This window comes from Streptomyces sp. MB09-02B (assembly GCF_033794485.1).
In the GTDB taxonomy this organism is placed as follows: Bacteria; Actinomycetota; Actinomycetes; order Streptomycetales; family Streptomycetaceae; genus Streptomyces.
This window is the reverse complement of sequence record NZ_JARGEE010000037.1, coordinates 1-20,045: the sequence shown is the minus strand read 5'-3', so window position 1 is coordinate 20,045 and position 20,045 is coordinate 1. Positions and strand designations below refer to the sequence as shown.

19 protein-coding genes are annotated in these 20,045 nt (G+C 71.6%); 13 read left to right on the top strand and 6 right to left on the bottom strand.

Annotation, left to right across the window (positions count from 1 at the left end):
• Positions 1 to 257: 257 nt before the first annotated feature.
• The 4 genes from P1P70_RS08405 (at position 258) to P1P70_RS08390 (ending at position 6,605) form a co-directional block, all read left to right on the top strand.
• The gene (locus tag P1P70_RS08405; protein WP_319235870.1) at positions 258 to 4,145 is read left to right on the top strand and encodes a Pls/PosA family non-ribosomal peptide synthetase; all 3,888 of its coding nucleotides are present in this window, start codon (positions 258 to 260) and stop codon (positions 4,143 to 4,145) included.
• A 77-nt stretch (positions 4,146 to 4,222) separates the two neighbouring features.
• Positions 4,223 to 5,605 carry a M1 family metallopeptidase gene (locus P1P70_RS08400; protein ID WP_319235869.1) on the top strand — a complete coding sequence of 461 codons (1,383 nt, stop codon included), beginning with the start codon at positions 4,223 to 4,225 and terminating at the stop codon, positions 5,603 to 5,605.
• A 47-nt stretch (positions 5,606 to 5,652) separates the two neighbouring features.
• The gene (locus P1P70_RS08395) at positions 5,653 to 6,090 is read left to right on the top strand and encodes a YchJ family protein (RefSeq protein ID WP_413471441.1); all 438 of its coding nucleotides are present in this window, start codon (positions 5,653 to 5,655) and stop codon (positions 6,088 to 6,090) included.
• Entirely contained in the window at positions 6,054 to 6,605 is a 552-nt protein-coding gene (locus P1P70_RS08390) for a hypothetical protein (protein WP_319235867.1), read from the top strand. Before P1P70_RS08395 ends, P1P70_RS08390 begins: the two co-directional genes overlap by 37 nt.
• On the opposite strand, the gene P1P70_RS08385 is transcribed toward P1P70_RS08390, so the two are convergent.
• The 3 genes from P1P70_RS08385 to P1P70_RS08375 all read right to left on the bottom strand — a co-directional run bounded on the left by P1P70_RS08385 (position 6,584) and on the right by P1P70_RS08375 (position 8,858).
• The gene (locus tag P1P70_RS08385; RefSeq protein ID WP_319235866.1) at positions 6,584 to 7,099 is read right to left on the bottom strand and encodes a hypothetical protein; all 516 of its coding nucleotides are present in this window, start codon (positions 7,097 to 7,099) and stop codon (positions 6,584 to 6,586) included. The two genes, P1P70_RS08390 and P1P70_RS08385, sit on opposite strands and share 22 nt — an antisense overlap.
• A 309-nt stretch (positions 7,100 to 7,408) precedes the next feature.
• A complete protein-coding gene (locus P1P70_RS08380) occupies positions 7,409 to 8,101 on the bottom strand; it encodes a carbon-nitrogen hydrolase family protein (protein ID WP_319235865.1) in 693 nt (230 codons plus the stop codon).
• Positions 8,102 to 8,156: 55 nt separating this feature from the next.
• Positions 8,157 to 8,858: a FadR/GntR family transcriptional regulator gene (locus P1P70_RS08375; protein WP_319235864.1), complete on the bottom strand. Its 702-nt coding sequence runs from the start codon at positions 8,856 to 8,858 to the stop codon at positions 8,157 to 8,159.
• Between the two features lie 143 nt (positions 8,859 to 9,001).
• On the opposite strand from P1P70_RS08375, the gene P1P70_RS08370 reads away from it, so the two are divergent.
• Positions 9,002 to 9,520 (top strand): gluconokinase, encoded by a 519-nt coding sequence (locus P1P70_RS08370; protein ID WP_319235863.1) that lies wholly within the window; start codon positions 9,002 to 9,004, stop codon positions 9,518 to 9,520.
• A gap of 81 nt (positions 9,521 to 9,601) precedes the next feature.
• Positions 9,602 to 10,999 (top strand): gluconate:H+ symporter, encoded by a 1,398-nt coding sequence (locus P1P70_RS08365; protein ID WP_319235862.1) that lies wholly within the window; start codon positions 9,602 to 9,604, stop codon positions 10,997 to 10,999.
• A gap of 360 nt (positions 11,000 to 11,359) precedes the next feature.
• On the opposite strand, the gene P1P70_RS08360 is transcribed toward P1P70_RS08365, so the two are convergent.
• The 3 genes from P1P70_RS08360 to P1P70_RS08350 form a co-directional block, all read right to left on the bottom strand.
• Entirely contained in the window at positions 11,360 to 11,983 is a 624-nt protein-coding gene (locus P1P70_RS08360; RefSeq protein ID WP_319235861.1) for a cytochrome b/b6 domain-containing protein, read from the bottom strand.
• Positions 11,967 to 12,746, bottom strand: coding sequence for a molybdopterin-dependent oxidoreductase (locus P1P70_RS08355; protein ID WP_319235860.1), 780 nt, complete (start codon positions 12,744 to 12,746; stop codon positions 11,967 to 11,969). Before P1P70_RS08355 ends, P1P70_RS08360 begins: the two co-directional genes overlap by 17 nt.
• 105 nt (positions 12,747 to 12,851) lie before the next feature.
• Complete coding sequence (locus tag P1P70_RS08350) at positions 12,852 to 14,507, bottom strand: FAD-binding dehydrogenase (RefSeq protein ID WP_319235859.1); 1,656 nt, start codon at positions 14,505 to 14,507, stop codon at positions 12,852 to 12,854.
• A 348-nt stretch (positions 14,508 to 14,855) separates the two neighbouring features.
• Between P1P70_RS08350 and P1P70_RS08345 the strand changes: the two genes are divergently transcribed.
• From P1P70_RS08345 to P1P70_RS08315, 7 genes are all read left to right on the top strand, one after another.
• Positions 14,856 to 15,368, top strand: coding sequence for an NUDIX hydrolase (locus P1P70_RS08345; RefSeq protein ID WP_319235858.1), 513 nt, complete (start codon positions 14,856 to 14,858; stop codon positions 15,366 to 15,368).
• A 30-nt stretch (positions 15,369 to 15,398) separates the two neighbouring features.
• Positions 15,399 to 15,791 carry a YidH family protein gene (locus P1P70_RS08340; RefSeq protein ID WP_184896047.1) on the top strand — a complete coding sequence of 131 codons (393 nt, stop codon included), beginning with the start codon at positions 15,399 to 15,401 and terminating at the stop codon, positions 15,789 to 15,791.
• A complete protein-coding gene (locus P1P70_RS08335; RefSeq protein ID WP_319235857.1) occupies positions 15,788 to 16,120 on the top strand; it encodes a DUF202 domain-containing protein in 333 nt (110 codons plus the stop codon). The genes P1P70_RS08340 and P1P70_RS08335 overlap by 4 nt, the downstream gene beginning before the upstream one ends.
• A gap of 102 nt (positions 16,121 to 16,222) precedes the next feature.
• Positions 16,223 to 16,519 (top strand): hypothetical protein, encoded by a 297-nt coding sequence (locus P1P70_RS08330; protein WP_319235856.1) that lies wholly within the window; start codon positions 16,223 to 16,225, stop codon positions 16,517 to 16,519.
• Between the two features lie 100 nt (positions 16,520 to 16,619).
• Positions 16,620 to 17,531 carry an MBL fold metallo-hydrolase gene (locus P1P70_RS08325; RefSeq protein ID WP_319235855.1) on the top strand — a complete coding sequence of 304 codons (912 nt, stop codon included), beginning with the start codon at positions 16,620 to 16,622 and terminating at the stop codon, positions 17,529 to 17,531.
• A gap of 219 nt (positions 17,532 to 17,750) precedes the next feature.
• Positions 17,751 to 18,806, top strand: a complete 1,056-nt coding sequence (locus tag P1P70_RS08320; protein WP_319235886.1) for a phosphotransferase family protein — start codon at positions 17,751 to 17,753, stop codon at positions 18,804 to 18,806.
• A 5-nt stretch (positions 18,807 to 18,811) separates the two neighbouring features.
• Positions 18,812 to 20,026, top strand: a complete 1,215-nt coding sequence (locus P1P70_RS08315; RefSeq protein ID WP_319235854.1) for an acyl-CoA dehydrogenase family protein — start codon at positions 18,812 to 18,814, stop codon at positions 20,024 to 20,026.
• Positions 20,027 to 20,045 lie beyond the last annotated feature (19 nt).

The following is a 20,045-nucleotide window of genomic DNA, read 5'->3' as shown; positions in this document are numbered from 1 at the left end:
GGTCGCGGCCTTCGTGCCTTGCCGGGGACGAAATGTGGGACATATCTCTCCGCATTCGAGAAACCCCAGGTCAGAGCCGCCCGGCCGAACCCTGCGGGTTGCCGTCCGGATGCCTCCGCTTGACCGTCACGACAGGCCGTAGTCACCCGAGCACTAGAGTATGGGGCTTGTTCGGCACCGGTACGGAAATATCCCCAGGCAGACCTGTGGCCCCTCCGGCGCCCCCGGATGGTCCGGGTTCGAGAGGCGAGGATCCGATGGCCGCCGTGTACGAGAGTCCTGACCTGACGCTGCTCGACGGAGAGTTGGCCGAGGGGACCGGGCAGTTCGGCCAGGTGGCCCGTTTCTCGGCCGGTCCCGCGGCCTCCCCCCGTACTCTCGTCGACGTCTTCGAGGCGTCCGTGCGGTCGTACCCGGACGAGCCCGCGCTGGACGACGGGAAGCGGCGGCTGACCTACCGCGCGCTGGCCGTCGAGGTGGAGGACCTGCGGCGACGGCTGGGAGCCGCCGGGGTCGGGCTCGGGGACCGGGTCGGGGTGAGGGTGCCGTCGGGCACCAACGAGCTGTATGTCGCCGTCCTCGCGGTGCTCGCCGCCGGGGCCGCCTATGTGCCCGTGGACGCCGAGGACCCCGACGAGCGGGCCGAGCTGGTGTTCGGCGAGGCCGGGGTACGGGCCGCCATCGGGGCCGGGCACGAACTGACCGTGCACGGCGCGTCCGACTCCCCCGCCGTGACGACAGGCCCTAGGCCCGGGATCGAGCACGACGCGTGGATCATCTTCACCTCCGGGTCGACGGGCAAGCCCAAGGGAGTGGCCGTCAGCCACCGCAGCGCCGCCGCGTTCGTGGACGCCGAGGCGGCGCTGTTCCTGACCGAGGAGCCGATCGGGCCCGGGGACCGGGTGATGGCCGGGCTGTCCGTGGCCTTCGACGCGTCCTGCGAGGAGATGTGGCTGGCCTGGCGGTACGGCGCCTGCCTGGTGCCGGTGCCGCGCGCGCAGGTCAGGAGCGGCGCCGATCTGGGGCCCTGGCTGGTGGAGCAGGAGATCACGGTCGTGTCGACCGTGCCGACCCTGGCCGCGCTGTGGGAGCCCGAGACCCTCAACGACGTACGGCTGCTGATCTTCGGCGGTGAGGCGTGCCCGCCGGAGCTGGCGCAGCGGCTGGTGACGGAGGGGCGGGAGGTCTGGAACACGTACGGGCCGACCGAGGCCACCGTCGTCGCCTGTGCCTCGCTGATGTCCGGCGCGGAGCCGATCCGGATCGGGCTGCCGCTCGACGGGTGGGAGCTGGCCGTCGTCAACGAGGCCGGGGAGCCGGTGCCGATGGGCGGCAGCGGACAGCTCGTGATCGGCGGGGTCGGGCTCGCGCGGTATCTCGACGCCGGGAAGGACGCGGAGAAGTACGCACCACTGAAGTCGCTGGGCTGGGAGCGCGCCTACCGCAGCGGTGACCTGGTGAAGGCCGAGCCCGAGGGGCTGGTCTTCCTCGGGCGGGCCGACGAGCAGATCAAGCTCGGCGGGCGGCGGATCGAGCTGGGCGAGGTCGACGCCGCGTTGCAGGCGCTGCCCGGTGTCGCGGGCGCTGCGGCGGCCGTACGGACCGCGCGGAGCGGCAACCAGCTGCTCGTCGGATACGTGGTCACCCAGGACGGGTGGGACCAGGCGGCGGCCGTGGAGAAGCTGCGGGCCGAGCTGCCGGCCGCTCTGGTGCCGCTGCTGGCGCCGGTGACGGAGCTGCCGACCCGGACGTCCGGGAAGGTCGACAGGAACGCCCTGCCGTGGCCGCTCGCCGACCTGGAGACCGCCGGTCCCACCGAGGAGTTGTACGGGACCGAGGCGTGGCTCGCCGAGCAGTGGGCCGAGGTGCTGGGGATCCCGGTCGGCGGCGCGGGCGACGACTTCTTCGCCATCGGCGGCGGCAGTCTGGCCGCCGCGCAGCTGACGACGCGGCTGCGGACCCGGTACCCGAGCGTCGCGGTGGTGGACATCTACCAGCGGCCCACGCTCAGGAAGCTGGCCAGGTACCTGGAGGAGTCCGGCGGGGAGGACGGTCCCCGGCGGGCCGTCGCACCCGTGCCCGTGCGGGCGCGGGTGGTCCAGTCGCTGGTGCTGGTGCCGCTCTTCACTCTGCTCGGTCTGCGGTGGGTCGTCCCGCTGGCGGCGCTCGGGAATCTGCTCGGGTCGTATGCCTGGCTGCCGACCGCGCCCTGGTGGGCCGTGGCGGTCGGGGCGGTGCTGTTCTTCACCCCGCCGGGGCGGCTGGCGATCGCGGCGGGCGGGGCGCGGCTGCTGCTGCGCGGCGTCGAGCCGGGCCGGTACGCGCGCGGCGGAGGGGTGCATCTGCGGCTGTGGGCGGCCGAGCGGCTGGCCGAGTTCAGCGGGGCGACCTCGCTGACCGGGGTGTGGCTGGAGCGGTACGCGCGCGCTCTGGGCGCCAAGGTCGGGGCCGATGTCGATCTGCACGCGCTGCCGCCGGTGACCGGGATGCTCAAGCTCGGGCGGGGCTCGGCCGTGGAGTCCGAGGTGGACCTCTCCGGGTACTGGCTCGACGGGGACCGGCTGGAGATCGGGCCGGTCAAGGTGGGCGCCGGCGCGGTCGTGGGGACGCGGAGCATGCTGCTGCCGGGGGCCAGGGTCGGCAAGCGGGCCGAGGTGGCGCCCGGGTCGGCCGTGGTCGGCCAGGTCCCCACCGGGCAGCGCTGGGCCGGGGCGCCGGCGGTCAAGCTGGGCAAGGCGAAGCGGAACTGGCCCAAGGAGCGTCCGCAGCGGGGCCTGTTCTGGCGGGCGTCGTACGGGGTGACCGGTGTCGGGCTGACCGCGCTGCCGGTGCTCGCCGGGGTTGCCGCGCTGGCCGTGCTGGGCCTGTTCGTGGATCCGGAGGCCGGGCTCGGCGGTGCCCTGCGGGGCGCGGCCCTGGGGCTGGTGCCGGCCACGCTCACGTTCGGGGCGGCGTACGCGCTGCTCCTGCTGGTCGCCGTGCGGCTGCTGAGCCTCGGGCTGCGGGAGGGGACGCACCCCACGCACAGCCGGGTCGGCTGGCAGGCGTGGACGGTCACCCAGCTGATGGACAAGTCGCGGGAGACGCTGTTCCCGCTGTACGCGGGGCTGGTCACGCCGGTGTGGCTGCGGCTGCTCGGGATGCGGATCGGCCGGGGCGCGGAGGTGTCGACGGTGCTGGCGCTGCCGAGTCTGACGACGGTCGGCGAGGGGGCGTTCCTCGCGGACGACACCCTGACCGCGCCGTACGAGCTCGGCGGGGGCTGGATGAGGATCGGGCGGGCGGAGATCGGGCGGCGGGCGTTCCTGGGGAACTCCGGGATGACCGCGCCGGGGCGTTCCGTGCCGGACGGCGGTCTGGTGGGGGTGCTGTCGGCGACGCCGAAGAAGGCGAAGAAGGGCAGCTCGTATCTGGGGCTGCCGCCGGTCAGGCTGCCCCGGGCGGTGTCCGACGGCGATCAGAGCCTGACGTACGAGCCGCCGGCGCGGCTGCTGTGGGCGCGGGCGCTGGTGGAGCTGTGCCGGATCGTGCCGGTGTTCTGCTCGGCTGGGCTCGCGCTGCTGACGGTGGCGGCGCTGAGCGCGCTGGGCGGCTGGGCGTGGCTGTGGGGCGGCGTCGTGCTGCTGGGGGCGGGGGTGCTGGCGGGTCTGGTGTCCGTCGTCGCGAAGTGGCTGCTCGTGGGGCGGCACCGCACGGGTGAGCATCCGCTGTGGAGCGGTTTCGTGTGGCGCAACGAGCTGGCGGACACCTTCGTGGAGGTGCTGGCGGTGCCGTGGCTGGCAGGGGCGGTGCCGGGGACGCCTGTGCTGAACGTGTGGCTGCGTGGGCTGGGGGCGCGGATCGGCAAGGGGGTGTGGGTCGAGAGTTACTGGCTACCCGAGACCGACCTCGTGACGCTCGGCGACGGGGCCACGGTGAACCGGGGATGCGTCCTGCAGACCCACCTCTTCCACGACCGGATCTTGCGGACGGATACTGTGGAGCTCCGTGAGGGTGCCACCTTGGGCCCGGGCGGAATCGTCCTGCCCGGCAGTGTGGTCGGGGCCCGCACCACGCTGGGTCCGGCGTCGCTGGTCATGGCCGCGGAGTCCGTTCCCGACGACACCCGGTGGCTGGGCAACCCGATCGAGTCATGGCGCCGCTGACCGCGGCCCGTGCGGCGTCGGGCGACCCGGGGGACGATGGACGTCGTACGAGAGCGGAGCGGGGAGCAGAAGCGGCAGTGGCGGTTCAGCAGTCAGTGGGTCCGGACCCGTACTTCCCGGCGAACGGTGATTCCCGTTACCGGGTGCATCGGTACGAGCTGGCTGTGGACTACCGACCAGGGCCGAACCGGCTGTCGGGCACCGCGCGGCTCAACGCCATAGCGGGCCGGGCCGCGCTCGCCGAGTTCCAGCTGAACCTCGCCGACTTCAAGATCGGGCGGGTGCGGGTCGACGGGCGGGCGCCGCACTACTCGCACCGGGGCGGCCGGCTGCGGATCCGGCCCGCCAAGCCGATCCGGCCCGGGGCCGCGTTCACCGTGGAGGTGCACTGGTCGGGCAATCCCAAGCCGGTGAACAGCCCCTGGGGCGGGCTCGGTTGGGAGGAGCTGACCGACGGGGCGCTGGTCGCGAGCCAGCCGGTCGGGGCGCCGTCCTGGTATCCGTGCAACGACCGGCCGGCCGACAAGGCCTCGTACCAGATCTCGGTGACGACGCCGTCGGCGTACCAGGTGGTGGCGGGCGGGCGGCTGCTCACCCGTACGGCGAAGGCGTCCACGACGACGTGGGTGTACGAGCAGTCGGCGCCGACGTCGAGCTATCTGGTGGGGCTGGCGATCGGCCGGTACCAGACGGTGCTGCTGGGCGATCCGCGGCCGGGCGGGGTGCCCCAGCACGGGCACATCCCGGCGCACCTGCTCACCGAGTTCTCGCGGGACTTCGCGCGGCAGCCGGTGATGATGGAGCTGTTCGAGGAGCTCTTCGGGCCGTACCCGTTCGGGGAGTACGCGGTGGTGGTGACCGAGGAGGAGCTCGATGTCCCGGTCGAGGCCCAGGGGTTGTCGCTGTTCGGCGCCAACCACGTGGACGGGGCGCGGGGTTCGGAGCGGCTGGTGGCGCACGAGCTGGCGCACCAGTGGTTCGGCAACAGCGTCTCCATCGCGGACTGGCGGCACATCTGGCTGAACGAGGGGTTCGCCAAGTACGCCGAGTGGCTGTGGTCGGAGCGTTCCGGTGGACGTACGGCGCATCAACTGGCGGCCTCCGCGCACCAGAAGCTCGCCGCGCTGCCGCAGGATCTGCGGTTGGCCGACCCGGGCCGCAAGCTGATGTTCGACGACCGGCTCTACGAGCGCGGAGGGCTCACCGTCCACGCCGTGCGCTGTGCCCTCGGTGACGAGGCGTTCTTCCGGATGCTGCGCGGCTGGGCGACCGTCCACCGCGGCGGTGCCGTGACGACGGCCGGCTTCACGGCGCACGCCGGCCGCTACGCCGACGGGCCGCTGGACGCCCTGTTCCGGGCCTGGCTGCAGGAGCCGGCACTGCCGCCCCTGCCGTCCCCGAGGGAGCCCGGGGTGCCGGCGCGACCGCCGTATCCGCCGACGAACGCGGGGTCGGCGTAGCGGCCGGCGTGCGCGGGGTCGGCCGGGAAGCGGGCACAATGGCGGGCATGTCGTCGCGCCGCAGTGGGTCCAGGGCCAGGTCGAAGAGCACGTCCGGGGCGTCTTCGCCGGCCCCTCGCACGTGTCCCTGCGGGCTGGGGAAGACCTACGAGGACTGCTGCGGCCGGTACCACTCCGGCAGCGCCGCCGCGCCGACCGCCGAGGCTTTGATGCGGTCCCGGTACAGCGCGTTCGTGATGCGCGACGAGGCGTATCTGCTGCGCAGTTGGCATCCCCGCACCCGGCCCGCCGACGTCGCCTTCGACACGACCATGCGCTGGACCGGCCTGGAGATCCTGGACACCCGGGACGGCTCCGCCTTCCACACCACTGGCACCGTCACCTTCCGCGCCTCGTACCGCGGCGGCTCGATGCACGAACGCAGCCGGTTCGAGCGGGTGGACGGGGCGTGGGTGTACGTGGACGGCGAGTTTCCGGAGTCATAACCGACTGCTTCGCCCTGCTCCCGGCCGTCGGCGACGACCGGGAGGCGTTCAAGGGGCGCTGGGAGGACCGGCTCTGGCTGAACGTGCCGGGGCCGTTGTACGGCGCCGAGACCGACACCTGCCGGACCGGGCGGCTGCACGCGCCCGCTCATGGGCGGGCACGGATCGCGGAGTACCTGACCCGCCGGAGCGGCGAGTGGGGGGAGTTCGACGCTCGGTCGGAGCAGGGGCTCGTGGCGGCGGTCCGGGACTTCGAGGCGTACGTCGCCGACGGGTTGGCGACGGACCTGCGGGTGTACCTGTACCGGCTGGAGGAGCGGCGGGCACCCGGGGACGGCGACCGGTTGCCCGTGCTGTGCGGGCCGGGTGTCTTGGCGCGGTCGGGGGTTGACGCTAGGCCCGCATGTTCGGAAGTCGCGTATTCGGGGATGGCCTGCCTACCGTCATGGCACCAGGCACCCTGTGTCTGTTGGGCGCCGTCGTGTTCCCGGCTCTACTCCCGAACGAGTTCGTAGACAGCCCGTTGAGGGTCGGTTTTGACGATGAGCCCGTCCGCGCACAGGTCGCGGAGGATCTTCCGGACGCGCTTCTCCGCTGCCCGTCGGTCTTCCCAGGTGTGCCCGTGGTCGTCCAGAGCCTGGATGGCACGCTGCGGATCCCAGGTGCCACCGAGGGCGCGAATCGCCTGTGCGAGGGCATGCCGGTCGGGATGATCCTTCTTGCGGTGGTTGGCGATGCTGGCAGGGGCGCCGCTGTAGTTGCAGTCGGAGCACTTCTCCCATGAGCAGTCCGGATCGGTGACGGCGGCGTGGCGGACGGAATGGTGCGAGCCGAAGCCGTGGGCGTGGAGCAGTTGAGCGACGGACCCGTCGTACTTGAGGGCCATGAGCGCTGCTTCGGCGATCTTGTCGTGGCCGGCGGCGAAGAACTTGCCCAGGCCGACGTCCTTCCCGCAGCCGCACCAGCACTTGCCGGTCGGGATGAGGCGAGGCTTTTCGTTGCTTGGCATGAATCCAAGGTAGCAGCCCTTGGAACTAAGCCAAGGAGTAAATCCAAGGATGTAATCCAAGGGTTGTATTGGCGCAAGTACGGCTCGGCGTCGACAACGTGATGCACGACGGCGACACCGTGCTGCTGCGGCTCGGGGATCCAGCCTTGCCCATTCCCGCGCCGGTCGCTGACCTGCTGCTGGAGGCTGGAGGACATCGCTGAACGCGACAAGATGAGCACCGCGACCAACCCGGCGTCGAGCGGGCACGGTTGAGCATGGGAGCCCTTTGCCATCTGCTCATCGCGGCTCCCCCGCTCCGCCCTGGACTCACTGGAGGAAAACAGCCCGCGCAATCTCGTCGGGGGCCGCGCCGGCCTCCGCGACCAGTTCCCCGTCAGCGGACCAGATGCCTGAACGGCCGAACGTGCGGTCGAACCCGCCGCCGGTCGGACCCGCGAAGGCCGCCGCGACGACCCACACCCCGTGGTCGGCTGCGACCCGGCGGGCGCGCTCGCCATGGGCCTCGGCCTCGTGATCCGCGTGGACAACCCCGGCGACGTACCCGTCGATCCCCAGCGCGGCCGTCTTCGCGGCATGCTCAGGGATACCCGTGTCGCGACAGACGGCGAGACCCAGCCGCCACCCGTCCACTTCGATCACGGCGGGCTCCCCCGGCACAAAGCGGGCGGCCTCGCTGCCGTGGAGGTACACCTTCCCGTAGGCCACGCGCGCACCGTCTCCCCCCACAGCCAGGATGCCGATGCGCGGACCCGGCACAGGCGCGCCGACCAGGGCAAGCGCCCCCGTCTCCACGCACGCGGCGACGATCGGAGCCAGCCGTTCATCGTCCGGAACGACCGGCACCGCGTCCAACTCGTATCCCGTCAGCGACATCTCGGGGAAAACCACCACGCGCGCGTCCGCCGCCCGAACGGCCTCCGCATGAGCCACCGCGTTGGCCATCACGTCGTAAGCCGTGCATCTCGGCTGCGCTACCGCGATGCGCAACGGCTGCTTCACCCCGGACTCCCTTCGTCGCATCCCCCGAGCATGTGTGAAGCCCCTGGTCACGCGTTCACGGGGCCAGGATGTCCAGTTCCTGGAGGGCGCCGGTCGTGATCTCCCTGGTGAGTTGTTCGGCCCGGGGGGCGTCGTGTTCGCGGATGGCCTCGGCGACCTGGACGTGGAGGGTGACGGCGGCGGGGTCGGGGTCGTGGAACATCACGGCGTGGTGGGTGCGGCCGGCGAGGACCTCCTCGACGACGTCGCCGAGGCGGGCGAACATCTCGTTGCCGGAGGCGTCGAGGATCAGGCGGTGGAAGGCGACGTCGTGCCGGAGGTAGCCCTCCAGTTGGTGGCCGCGTGAGTGGGCGACCATGCCGATGGCGCACTCGGTGAGCGCGGCGCACTGCTGGGCGGTGGCGTTGCGGGCGGCGAGGCCCGCGGCGATCGGTTCGACGGCGGAGCGCAGGACCGTGAGGGAGCGCAGCTGGCGGGGGCGGTCCGCGCCGTCCAGCCGCCAGCGGATGACCTGCGGGTCGTAGACGTTCCACTCGGCCGGCGGGCGGACGATCACGCCGACCCGGCGGCGGGACTCGACCAGGTGCATGGACTCCAGCACGCGGACCGCCTCGCGCATCACGGAGCGGGACACCTCGAAGGTCTGGGCGAGTTCGTCCGTGCGCAGCACGCTGCCCGGCGGGTACTCGCCCGCCGTGATCGCCGGACCGAGGGTCTCCAGAACTCGGCCGTGCAGCCCTCGGCCCGGTGTGGTCATGGGGATCAGGGTACGAGGAGAGGGGAGCGAACAAAAAGTCAGACTTATTTGGGTCGAGGGCTTGAACTCGTCGTACCTAATGGGTTTCAGTGTCGTCGGCGTCGGGTGACGTCTGAGATGTCGACGGAGACAGCGAGGTAGTGATGCGTACCCCTCATGTCGTCGTGGTGATGGGCGTGGCAGGGACCGGGAAGACCACGATCGGCCCCCTGCTCGCGGCTCGGCTCGGCGTTCCCTACGCCGAGGGCGACGACTTCCACCCCGCGGCCAACATCGCCAAGATGTCGGCCGGGACACCGCTGGACGACGCGGACCGGTGGCCGTGGCTGGACGCCATCGGTGGCTGGGCGCACGACCGGGCCGGACTCGGCGGGGTGGTCAGCTGTTCCGCGTTGAAGCGCTCCTACCGGGACCGCCTGCGGGCGGCGGCACCCGGTGTCGTCTTCGTGCATCTCGCCGGTGACCGGCCCCTCATCGAGGACCGGATGTCCCACCGGCAGGGCCACTTCATGCCCACGGCGCTGCTCGACTCGCAGTTCGCCACGCTGCAGCCGCTGGAGGCGGACGAGGCGGGCGTCGCGGTCGATGTGTCGGGCGCGCCCGAGGAGATCGCCGAGCGGGCGGTCGCGGCGTTGCGGGAGTTCGATCCGGCGTCGTCGTAGGCCCTCGGCCCGCCGCGTCCTCCTTGCACCGCCTCCCCCACCCCCCACCTCCCCTGAAACCTCCCCAACCAAGGAATCACCGTGACCAGACTCAACGTCGAGCTGCTGGCAGCGGACCCCGTCGAGCCGATCACCTCGGCGGGGCACGCACAGCTGGGCATCGCCGTACTGGCGGGCATCGCCGTGATCGTCGTGCTCATCACCAGGTTCAAGGTGCACGCCTTCCTGGCGCTGACCATCGGCTCGCTCGCGCTCGGCGCGTTCGCCGGGGCACCGCTGGACAAGGCGATCGCCAGCTTCACCACCGGGCTCGGGACGACCGTGGCCGGGGTCGGCGTGCTCATCGCGTTGGGCGCGGTCCTCGGCAAGCTGCTGGCGGACTCCGGGGGCGCCGACCAGATCGTCGACACCATCCTCGCCAAGGCCCAGGGGCGGGCGATGCCGTGGGCGATGGTGCTGATCGCCTCGGTCATCGGGCTGCCGCTGTTCTTCGAGGTCGGGATCGTGCTGCTGATCCCGGTGGTGCTGATGGTCGCCAAGCGCGGCAACTACTCGTTGATGCGCATCGGCATTCCGGCCCTCGCGGGTCTGTCCGTGATGCACGGGCTGATCCCGCCGCACCCCGGTCCGCTGGTCGCGATCGACGCGGTGCAGGCCAACCTGGGGGTGACGCTGGCGCTGGGGCTGGTGGTCGCGATACCGACGGTGATCATCGCCGGGCCGCTGTTCTCGAAGTACGCGGCGCGCTGGGTGGACGTCCCGGTGCCCGAGCGCATGATCCAGGCGAGGCCCTCGGAGGAGCTGGAGAAGCGGCCCGGCTTCGGCGCGACCGTGGCGACCGTCCTCCTGCCGGTCGTCCTGATGCTGGCCAAGGCGCTCGTGGACATCGTCGTGGACGACCCCGAGAACATGGTCCAGCGGGTCTTCGACGTGGCCGGTTCGCCGCTGATCGCGCTGCTCGCGGCCGTGCTCGTGGGCATGTTCACGCTGGGGCGGGCCGCCGGGTTCACCAAGGAGCGGCTGGGGTCGACCGTCGAGAAGTCCCTCGCGCCGATCGCGGGCATCCTGCTGATCGTCGGCGCGGGCGGAGGCTTCAAGCAGACGCTGATCGACTCCGGGGTCGGGCGGATGATCCTGGAGATCTCCGAGGACTGGTCGATCCCCGCGCTCGTGCTGGCCTGGCTGATCGCGGTCGCGATCCGGCTGGCGACCGGGTCGGCCACGGTCGCGACGATCTCGGCGGCCGGCCTGGTGGCACCGCTGGCCGCGGACATGTCGACGGCCCACACCGCCCTGCTCGTCCTCGCCATCGGCGCGGGCTCCCTCTTCTTCAGCCACGTCAACGACGCCGGCTTCTGGATGGTGAAGGAGTACTTCGGGATGAGCGTCGGCCAGACCATCAAGACCTGGTCGGTGATGGAGACGATCATCTCGGTGGTGGCGGGGGCGATCGTGCTGCTGCTGTCGCTGATCATCTAGGGGCGCGGACCGTCGAGGAGCGCTGCGTTCCGCCCACTGTCGAGGAGCGCTGCTCGTTCAGCGGACGGTCGAGGAGCGCTGCTCGTTCAGCGGACGGTCGAGGAGCGCTGCTCGTTCAGCGGACGGTCGAGGAGCGCTGCTCGTGCAAGCGCCGGGCAGCTGGAAGTCCGGCACCTGCCGCAGTCCGCCGCCGTGGCCGAGCGTCACGGCGGCGGACCTGCGGGTGCGCAGCAGGCACACGTGTCAGGGGCGGACGCGCGTCAGGGACACGCGTCGGAGGCGGACGCCCGACGGAGGCGGACGCCCGTCGAGGGCCGATTCACCCGACCGGAGCAGCAGGCCACCGCAGGGGGCGACGGCCTACGGCCGCCACAGCGGGTGCTCCCGGTCCGCCCACTCACGGCTCACCGACCCCGTGCGCAGCCCCCGTCGGGCCTCCGGGTCGCCCAGGGCCATGCCGATGTGGCCGGCCAGGACGATGCCGATGGTCAGGGCCAGCCAGTCGTGCACGAAGGTCGCGCTGGTGCGCCACATCAGGGGGGTGATGTGGGTGAACCACATCATCAGGCCCGTGGCGAGCATGACGAGGGTGGCTCCGGCGATCCAGGCGGCGTAGAGCTTCTGACCGGCGTTGAACTTCGCGGCGGGGCGCGGGCCCGGTACGCGGCGGCGGGCGGCGCGGAGCCAGAGGCGGTCGTGCGGGCCCCAGCGATTGAGGCGGCCGAGGTCCGCGCGGAACGCGCGGGAGGCCAGGCCCGCCAGGACCGGGAGCGGCAGGAGCAGGCCCGTCCACTGGTGGACCGTCACCACCAGGGCCCGGCGGCCGACCAGTTCCGCGAGGGCCGGGAGGTAGAGGCAGGCCGCCGTCGCCACGCAGACCCCCATCAGGGCGGCGGTCGTCCGGTGGATCCAGCGTTCGGCGGCGGTGAAGCGCGGGACGCGGGAGTCCGTGACGACCGGCCGTTGCTCAAGTCGTCGGTTCATCGTCCCGCCCGTTCGATCGGCCGACCCACGCGTCGATGTCGTAGCCCCGTTCCTCCCAGTAGCCGGGCTCGACATCCTCGGTGACCTCGATGCCCGAGAGCCACTTCGCCGACTTGTAGAAGTACATGGGGGCGACGTACAGGCGGACGGGGCCGCCGTGGTTGTGGCTGAGGTCCTTGTCCTGCATGCGCAGGGCCACCAGGACGTCCGCGCGGCGGGCCTGCTCCAGGCTGAGGCTCTCGCTGTACGCCCCGTCGAAGCAGGTGAAGCGGACCGCTCCGGCGGAGGAGCGCACCCCCGCCGCGTCCAGCAGCACGGAGAGCCGTACGCCCTCGAAGGGGGTGTCCGGCACGCGCCAGCCGGTGACGCACTGGACGTCCTTCACCATGCGGGTCTGCGGAAGGGCCCGCAGGTCGGCGAGGGTGTAGGTGCCGGGCTTGTCGACCAGGCCGTCGACCGTGAGGCGGTAGTTCTTCGCGGTCCTGCGCGGTACGGACGACGTCACGGAGTAGTAGCGGAAGCCACCGCCGTTGGGGAGCAGGCCGCTCAGTCCGGTGGGGTCCTTCTGGGCCGCCTCGCCGAGGAACGCCTCCATGCCGCGCTGGAGGACGGGCGCGGAGACGACGCCGAGGGCGCCGAGTCCGAGGGTGCCGAGGAGGATACGGCGGCCGATCGGTCGGCCCGGCTCCCGGCCGCCCCGGTCCTCCTGCGCTTCGAGGTGCTCCGTCGGCGCTTCCCGCGCTTCGGGATGTTCAGGGTTCACCCATTGATTCGAACATCCGCCGCCCCCGTCATGCCAGGAACGGCGGAAATTCGCCGGAATTCCTCACCCGCCGGAACCTCCGCGAGGGGGCCGGCGGGACGCGGATCAGGCCGTCGCCTTCGCCGCCGCCCGGCCCGCCGTGCGGCCCGAGAACAGGCAGCCGCCGAGGAACGTCCCCTCCAGGGAGCGGTAGCCGTGCACGCCGCCGCCGCCGAAGCCGGCGGCTTCGCCCGCCGCGTACACGCCCTCCAGCGGGTCGCCGCCCTCGGTGAGGACCCGGGAGGAGAGGTCCGTCTCCAGGCCGCCGAGGGTCTTGCGGGTCAGGATGTTCAGGCGGACGGCGATCAGCGGACCCGCCTTGGGGTCGAGGATGCGGTGCGGGGTGGCGGTGCGGATGAGCTTGTCGCCGAGGTAGTTGCGGGCCCCACGGATCGCCATGACCTGGAGGTCCTTGGTGAAGGGGTTGGCGACCTCACGGTCCCGGGAGACGATCTCGCGGCGCAGCTCCGCCTCGTCGATCAGCGGGTCCTTGGTGAGCGCGTTCATCCCGCGGACCAGGGAGGCGAGGTCCTTCTCGACGACGAAGTCGACGCCGTGGTCCATGAAGGCCTTCACCGGGCCGGGGACGTCCGCGCGGGCCCGGATGAAGACGTCCTTGATGGACTTGCCCGTCAGGTCGGGGTTCTGCTCGGAGCCGGAGAGGGCGAACTCCTTGCCGATGATCTTCTGGTCGAGCACGAACCAGGTGTAGTCGTACCCGGTCTTCATGATGTGTTCGAGGGTGCCGAGGGTGTCGAAGCCCGGGAAGAGCGGCACGGGCAGGCGCTTGCCGCGGGCGTCCAGCCAGAGCGAGGACGGGCCGGGCAGGACGCGGATGCCGTGGTTGTCCCAGATGGGGTTCCAGTTCTGGATGCCCTCGGTGTAGTGCCACATCCGGTCGCGGTTGATGAGGTGCGCGCCCGCCTCCTCGGCGATGCCGAGCATCCGGCCGTCCACGTGCGCGGGCACACCGGAGATCATCTTCTCCGGGGGGTTTCCGAGGCGCTCGGGCCAGTTGGCGCGGACCAGGTCGTGGTTGCCGCCGATGCCGCCGGAGGTGACGATCACGGCCTGCGCCTTCAGCTCGAAGGCGCCGGTGACCTCGCGGCTGCTCGGCTGACCGCGTTCGATCGTCGACGGTTCCAGGATCTCGCCGGTCACGGTGTCGACGGAGCCCGCACTGCGTGCCAGTCCGGTCACCCGGTGCCGGAACTTCAGTTGGACCAGCCCCCGGCGTACGCCTTCCCGTACCCGCCGCTCGAAGGGCGCGACGAGGCCGGGGCCGGTGCCCCAGGTGATGTGGAAGCGGGGGACGGAGTTGCCGTGGCCGTTGGCGTCGTAGCCGCCGCGCTCGGCCCAGCCGACCACCGGGAAGAAGCGGACGCCCTGCTGGTGGAGCCAGGACCGCTTCTCGGTGGCCGCGAAGTTCACGTACGCCTCGGCCCACTTGCGCGGCCAGTGGTCCTCCTCGCGGTCGAAGGCGGCCGTGCCCATCCAGTCCTGGAGGGCGAGGGCGTGGCTGTCCTTGATCCGCAGCCGGCGCTGCTCGGGCGAGTCGACGAAGAAGAGCCCGCCGAAGGACCAGTGCGCCTGGCCACCGATCGACTGCTCCGGCTCCTGGTCGAGGAGGATCACCTTGCGGCCCGCGTCGACGAGCTCCGCGGTCGCCGCGAGCCCGGCGAGGCCCGCCCCGATCACGATCACATCTGCGTCGTACGACATGGAGGACGTCCTCTCGGGAACGGGTCAGGCAACCGGGGCACACGGAACGGGCCGGGTACGGCCCCCCGCGCTTGTTACCGGCCGGTCAGCAGCTTAGGGATCAGATCCTTCGGCAGAAGGCGTGACCTAGTCAACTGCCAAGATGTGTCTCCCCTTACGGACAGCCCACGGCGGGGTGGCTGCAGTCGGCTGAATACGTATCGAGTCACCCGTCGGGGCACAAATCGCCTCCCGGCCCCTCGACGGCCCGCAGGGCCGTGTGCTTCAGGGGCGCGGGGAACCGCGCGAGAACTCCCACCGGGTCGGCAGCCGGACGCCGCGGTCGCCCCGCCCTGCTTGGATGAAGCCATGCGCGCAGCCGACGAGATCCTCGACATCGTGGACGAGAACGACCAGGTCATCGGACAGGCACCGCGGGGGGAGGTGTATGCCCGAGGGATGCGGCACCGGGCCGTGTTCGTGCTGGCCAGGGACGCCGGAGGGCGGATCTTCGTGCATCGGCGCACGGCGACGAAGCTGGTCTTCCCTTCGCTGTACGACATGTTCGTCGGCGGGGTCGTCGGGGCGGGCGAGTCCTACGACGACGCGGCGCTCCGCGAGGCCGAGGAGGAGCTGGGGGTCCCCGGGCTGCCGCGTCCGGAGCCGCTGTTCAAGTTCCTGTACGACGACGGGGCGGGACGCACCTGGTGGTCGGCCGTGTACGAGGTCCGCTGCGATTCGCCGGTGAACCCCCAGGTCGAGGAGGTCGCCTGGCACGGGTTCCTCACGGAGGCGGAGCTGGGGCGACGTCTGGGCGAGTGGGAGTGGGTGCCGGACGGGGTGGCGGCGTACGAACGGCTGAAGGAGGACAGGGGCGACTGACGTTCGAAGCCGACCGGTAGTGTCCTGTGCGTGATCGAATTTGTACGGAACGTCCGGCTCTGGTTCGTCCCCGAGGACGTCCGGAAGGACGGCCGGACCCCGGACTACCGGTTCTCACTGGCCAATGAGCGCACGTTCCTGGCCTGGCTGCGCACCGCGCTCGCGCTCATCGGCGGCGGCTTCGCGGTGGACCAGTTCCTGCCGGACCTGCGCTGGGGCTGGCGGGTCGGGCTCGCACTCGCCCTGCTGGCCGCGGGGGTGCTGTGCGCGCTGCGGGCGGTCAACCACTGGGTGCGCTGCGAACGGGCGATGCGACGCGGGGAGGACCTGCCGGTGTCGCGCTTCCCGGCACTGCTCGGCGTCGTCGTCGCCGTGGTCGCCGTGGCGATGGTGGTCGTCGTGCTGCTGGGGTGGGAGGGGTGAGCCAGGCGCCCGCTCCCCCGGCGTCCCCCGACCGCGACCCCGGCCTCCAGCCCGAGCGGACCCGGCTCGCCTGGCGCCGTACGACCCTCGCGGGGGCCGTGATCGCCGTACTCGCGGCGAAGTCGGCGCTGCACGGTGGGCCGTCGACGGTCGGCGTGGTGGCCGCGGCCCTGTGCGCGGTGCTGTGGGGGGCCTTCCTGGCGCTCGCCCACCGCCGTATCGCCACTCTGGCCGCCGCCCGCCCTGCCTCCCTCGCGCCTCCGGTCGCCACGACGGCCGCCCTGTGCGTGATCGCCCTCGCGGTGTGCGGGGCGGCGCTGGTGTTCTGAGGGGCAAGTCTTGGTGTGTGCATGGAGTTTCAGAAAGGAAGAATTGAGACTTCTGTGCCTAGCCTGGATATGTCACCCCTCGTACCAGCGAAGGCGAGCACCATGACCACCCTGCACCAGGAGCACCCCGTCCACGACCACGACCACGGCCCGACCTGCGGACACACCTCCGTGGCGCACGGTGACCACACCGACTACGCGCACGACGGGCACCTGCACCGCGAGCACTCCGGGCACTGGGACGAGTGCGAGCCGAGCGGGCACACCGCGCACGACGGCCACTCCCACGAGCACGGCGAGGACTGCGGGCACCAGGCGGTCACGCACGGGGACCATGTGGACTATGTGCACGACGGACACCGGCACGCCGCCCACGACGGGCACTGGGACGACCACTGACACGACGGTGTTCCCCTACCCCGGATTCCACCGGTTCGTCGCCGACTGGCAGGCTCTGACCAGCAGTTGGCGACGATCCGGGGGGATGAAGGGAATCACTATGACCGCGGAAGAGCCGTACACCGTCGAACTCGCGAGCGACGTGTACGCGTATGTGCAGCCGGACGGCGGATGGTGTCTGAACAACTCGGGTTTCGTGAGTGACGGCACCTCCACCCTGCTCGTGGACACGGCGGCGACGGAACGCCGGACCCGCGCACTGGGGGCCGCGCTCGACGCGACCGGCGTCCCGAGGCCCCGTCTCCTGGTCAACACCCACCACCACGGGGACCACACCTACGGCAACGGCTTCTTCACGCCGGCCGCCACCCTCGTCTCGCACTCGGCCTGCCGCCGCGAGGCCCTCGCCAGCGGACAGCACCTGCATCTGCTCTGGCCGCAGACCGACTTCGGGGACGTGAGCATCCAGGGGGCGGACCTGACGTACGACGACCGGGTGACGCTGCACGTCGGCGACATCGAGGCCCACGTCATCCACCCCGGCGTCTCGCACACCGTCGGCGACTCGGTGGTGTGGCTGCCGCACCGCCGGGTGCTGTTCGCGGGGGACCTGGTCTTCGAGGGCGGGACGCCGTTCTTCCTCATGGGGTCGCTGAGCGGTTCGCTGCGGGCGCTGGCGCTGCTGCGCGAGCTGGGCGCCGAGACCGTCGTCCCCGGGCACGGGCCGGTGACCGACCCGTCGGCGTTCGACAGGGCCGAGCGGTACATGCGGTTCGTCGCCGAGGTCGCCGAGAAGTCGCACGCGGCCGGGCTCACGCCGTTGGAGGCCGCGCGGAGCACGGATCTCGGGGAGTACGCCGCCCTGCCGGAGAGCGAGCGGCTGGTGGCGAACCTGCGGCGGGCGTACGCCGAGCTGGACGGGGAGCCGGAGGGCGAGGGCGTCGACCCGTTCGCCGGGTTCATGGACATGGCGACCCTCAACGGCGGGGAGATGATGACCTGCCACGCGTGAGGGCCAGCGCGGCGGTGCGCGGGCTCGTGCGCAGGGCGTACGCGTGACGCGTGCGCAGGGCGTACGCCTGACCGTGCGTTTTTCGGGATCCGGCCGGCCGTGACCGGCCGGATCCCGTCGAGACGCCGATCACTTTCGCCTCGCCCACTGGACGGCATACCGACCGGTCGGCATCATGAGACAGGTCCCGGTAGAACGCGTTCGCGTGTAGGAGCGATGATGCACCCAGACCACCCGCCAGGTCTCGACCCCGACCGGCTGCGTGCCCTGCTCGACGCCGAGCGGCCCGGACTCGTGAGCGGCCCGCTCACCGGCCGGCTGATCGAGGGCGGACGGTCGAACCTGACGTACGAGGTCACGGACGGCACCGCGAAGTGGGTCGTACGGCGGCCGCCGCTGGGCCATGTGCTGGCGACCGCGCACGACATGAAGCGGGAGCACCGCGTGATCAGCGCGCTGCACCCGACGGATGTGCCGGTGCCCCGTCCCGTGCTGCTGTGTGAGAACCCCGAGAACGGTGCCGTGCTCGGTGCGCCCTTCTACGTCATGGACTTCGTCGACGGCACCCCGTACCGCACCGCCGAGCAGCTGGCCCCGCTCGGTCCCGAGCGCACCCGGGCCGCCGTGCTGGGCCTGGTCGACACCCTCGTCGAACTGCACGCCGTGGACCCGGCCGAGGTGGGCCTCGCCGATTTCGGGCGCCCGGAAGGCTTCCTGGACCGGCAGCTGCGGCGCTGGGGCAAGCAGTTGGACGCCTCCCGCAACCGCGAGCTGGCCGGCATCGACGAACTCCACGCGACGCTGGGGCGCCGTCTCCCCCACTCCCCCGCCGCGACGGTCATCCACGGCGACTACCGCCTCGACAACGTGCTGCTCGGCGACGACGACGCGATCAAGGCCATCCTCGACTGGGAGATGTCCACGCTCGGCGATCCCCTCACCGACCTGGGGCTGCTCGTGATGTACAGCGTGCCGCTGGCCACGCCCGACTCCCCCGTCTCGACGACCGCGACGGCCGCCGGGCACCCGGAGCCGGCCGAGATCGTCGAGCGGTACGCGGCGCGCTCGGGCCGCGACGTCTCCTCGGTGGCCTGGTACACGGCGTTCGCGTGGTTCAAGCTCGCCGTGATCCTGGAGGGCATCCACTACCGGTACACCCTCGGCCAGACGGTCGGCCGCGGCTTCGACCGCATCGGCGACCTGGTCCCCGTCTTCATCGAACACGGCCTGACGACTCTTCGTACCGGCTCCGGTTCCGGCTCCCAGGAGGGCTGATCCCCATGGACTTCGCATTCGACGCGCGTACGGAAGAACTGCGCGCCAAGCTCCTCGCCTTCATGGACGAGCACGTGTACCCGGCGGAGGCCGTGGCCGAGGAGCAGCGGGCCGAGCTGGACTCGCCCTGGGACACGCCGGCCGTGGTGGAGGAGCTGAAGGCCGAGGCCCGCAGGCAGGGCCTGTGGAACCTCTTCCTGCCCGACTCCGAGTACGGCGCGGGCCTCACCAACCTCCAGTACGCGCCGCTCGCCGAGATCACCGGCCGGTCCCCGCAGCTGGCGCCGACCGCGCTGAACTGCGCGGCGCCCGACACGGGCAACATGGAGGTGCTGAGCCAGTTCGGCGACGAGGCACAGCGCAAGCAGTGGCTGGAGCCGTTGCTCGCCGGTGAGATCCGGTCGGCGTTCGCGATGACGGAGCCGGAGGTCGCCTCCTCGGACGCCACCAACATCACCACGCTGATCGAGCGCGACGGTGACGACTACGTCATCACCGGGCGCAAGTGGTACATCTCCGGGGCCATGAACCCCGACTGCCGGATCTTCATCGTGATGGGCAAGACGGACCCGGACGGCGCCGACATCCGCCGCCAGCAGTCGATGATCCTGGTGCCGCGCGACACCCCGGGCGTCACCGTGAAGCGGGCGATGCGGGTGTTCGGGTACGAGGACCACTACCACGGCGGTCACGCCGAGGTGATCTTCGAGGGTGCGCGGGTGCCGGCGTCGAACCTGATCGGCGAGGAGGGCGGCGGGTTCGCCATCGCGCAGGCGCGGCTGGGTCCCGGGCGCATCCACCACTGCATGCGGCTCATCGGGATGGCCGAGCGTGCGATCGAGCTGATGTGCCGGCGGGCGGTGGCGCGGGAGGCCTTCGGCAAGGCGCTGGCTCAGCAGGGGGTGGTGCACAACTGGATCGCCGACGCGCGGGTGGCCGTCGAGCAGTTGCGGCTGCTGGTGCTGAAGACGGCCTGGATGATGGACACGGTGGGCAACAAGGGGGCCCACGCCGAGATCCAGGCGATCAAGATCGCCACGCCCCGGACGGTCGTGGACATCATCGACCGGGCGATCCAGCTGCACGGTGCGGGGGGTGTCAGCCAGGACTTCCCGCTGGCGGAGCTGTACGCGGGGGCGCGGACGCTGATGATCGCGGACGGGCCTGACGAGGTGCATCAGCGGTCGTTGGCTCGGCGGGAGTTGAAGCGGTACGTGTGAGGCCGGGGCGCCTGGTGGG

Bases quoted from the DNA above. Each gene is read 5' to 3' on its own strand.
- P1P70_RS08360 (WP_319235861.1), bottom strand. From the start codon at position 11,983: ATGAACCGACGACTTGAGCAACGGCCGGTCGTCACGGACTCCCGCGTC.
- P1P70_RS08375 (WP_319235864.1), bottom strand. From the start codon at position 8,858: ATGACCACACCGGGCCGAGGGCTGCACGGCCGAGTTCTGGAGACCCTC.
- P1P70_RS08315 (WP_319235854.1), top strand. From the start codon at position 18,812: ATGGACTTCGCATTCGACGCGCGTACGGAAGAACTGCGCGCCAAGCTC.
- P1P70_RS08320 (WP_319235886.1), top strand. From the start codon at position 17,751: ATGCACCCAGACCACCCGCCAGGTCTCGACCCCGACCGGCTGCGTGCC.
- P1P70_RS08330 (WP_319235856.1), top strand. From the start codon at position 16,223: ATGACCACCCTGCACCAGGAGCACCCCGTCCACGACCACGACCACGGC.
- P1P70_RS08325 (WP_319235855.1), top strand. From the start codon at position 16,620: ATGACCGCGGAAGAGCCGTACACCGTCGAACTCGCGAGCGACGTGTAC.
- P1P70_RS08350 (WP_319235859.1), bottom strand. From the start codon at position 14,507: ATGTCGTACGACGCAGATGTGATCGTGATCGGGGCGGGCCTCGCCGGG.
- P1P70_RS08395 (WP_413471441.1), top strand. From the start codon at position 5,653: ATGTCGTCGCGCCGCAGTGGGTCCAGGGCCAGGTCGAAGAGCACGTCC.
- P1P70_RS08385 (WP_319235866.1), bottom strand. From the start codon at position 7,099: ATGCCAAGCAACGAAAAGCCTCGCCTCATCCCGACCGGCAAGTGCTGG.
- P1P70_RS08370 (WP_319235863.1), top strand. From the start codon at position 9,002: ATGCGTACCCCTCATGTCGTCGTGGTGATGGGCGTGGCAGGGACCGGG.
- P1P70_RS08345 (WP_319235858.1), top strand. From the start codon at position 14,856: ATGCGCGCAGCCGACGAGATCCTCGACATCGTGGACGAGAACGACCAG.
- P1P70_RS08405 (WP_319235870.1), top strand. From the start codon at position 258: ATGGCCGCCGTGTACGAGAGTCCTGACCTGACGCTGCTCGACGGAGAG.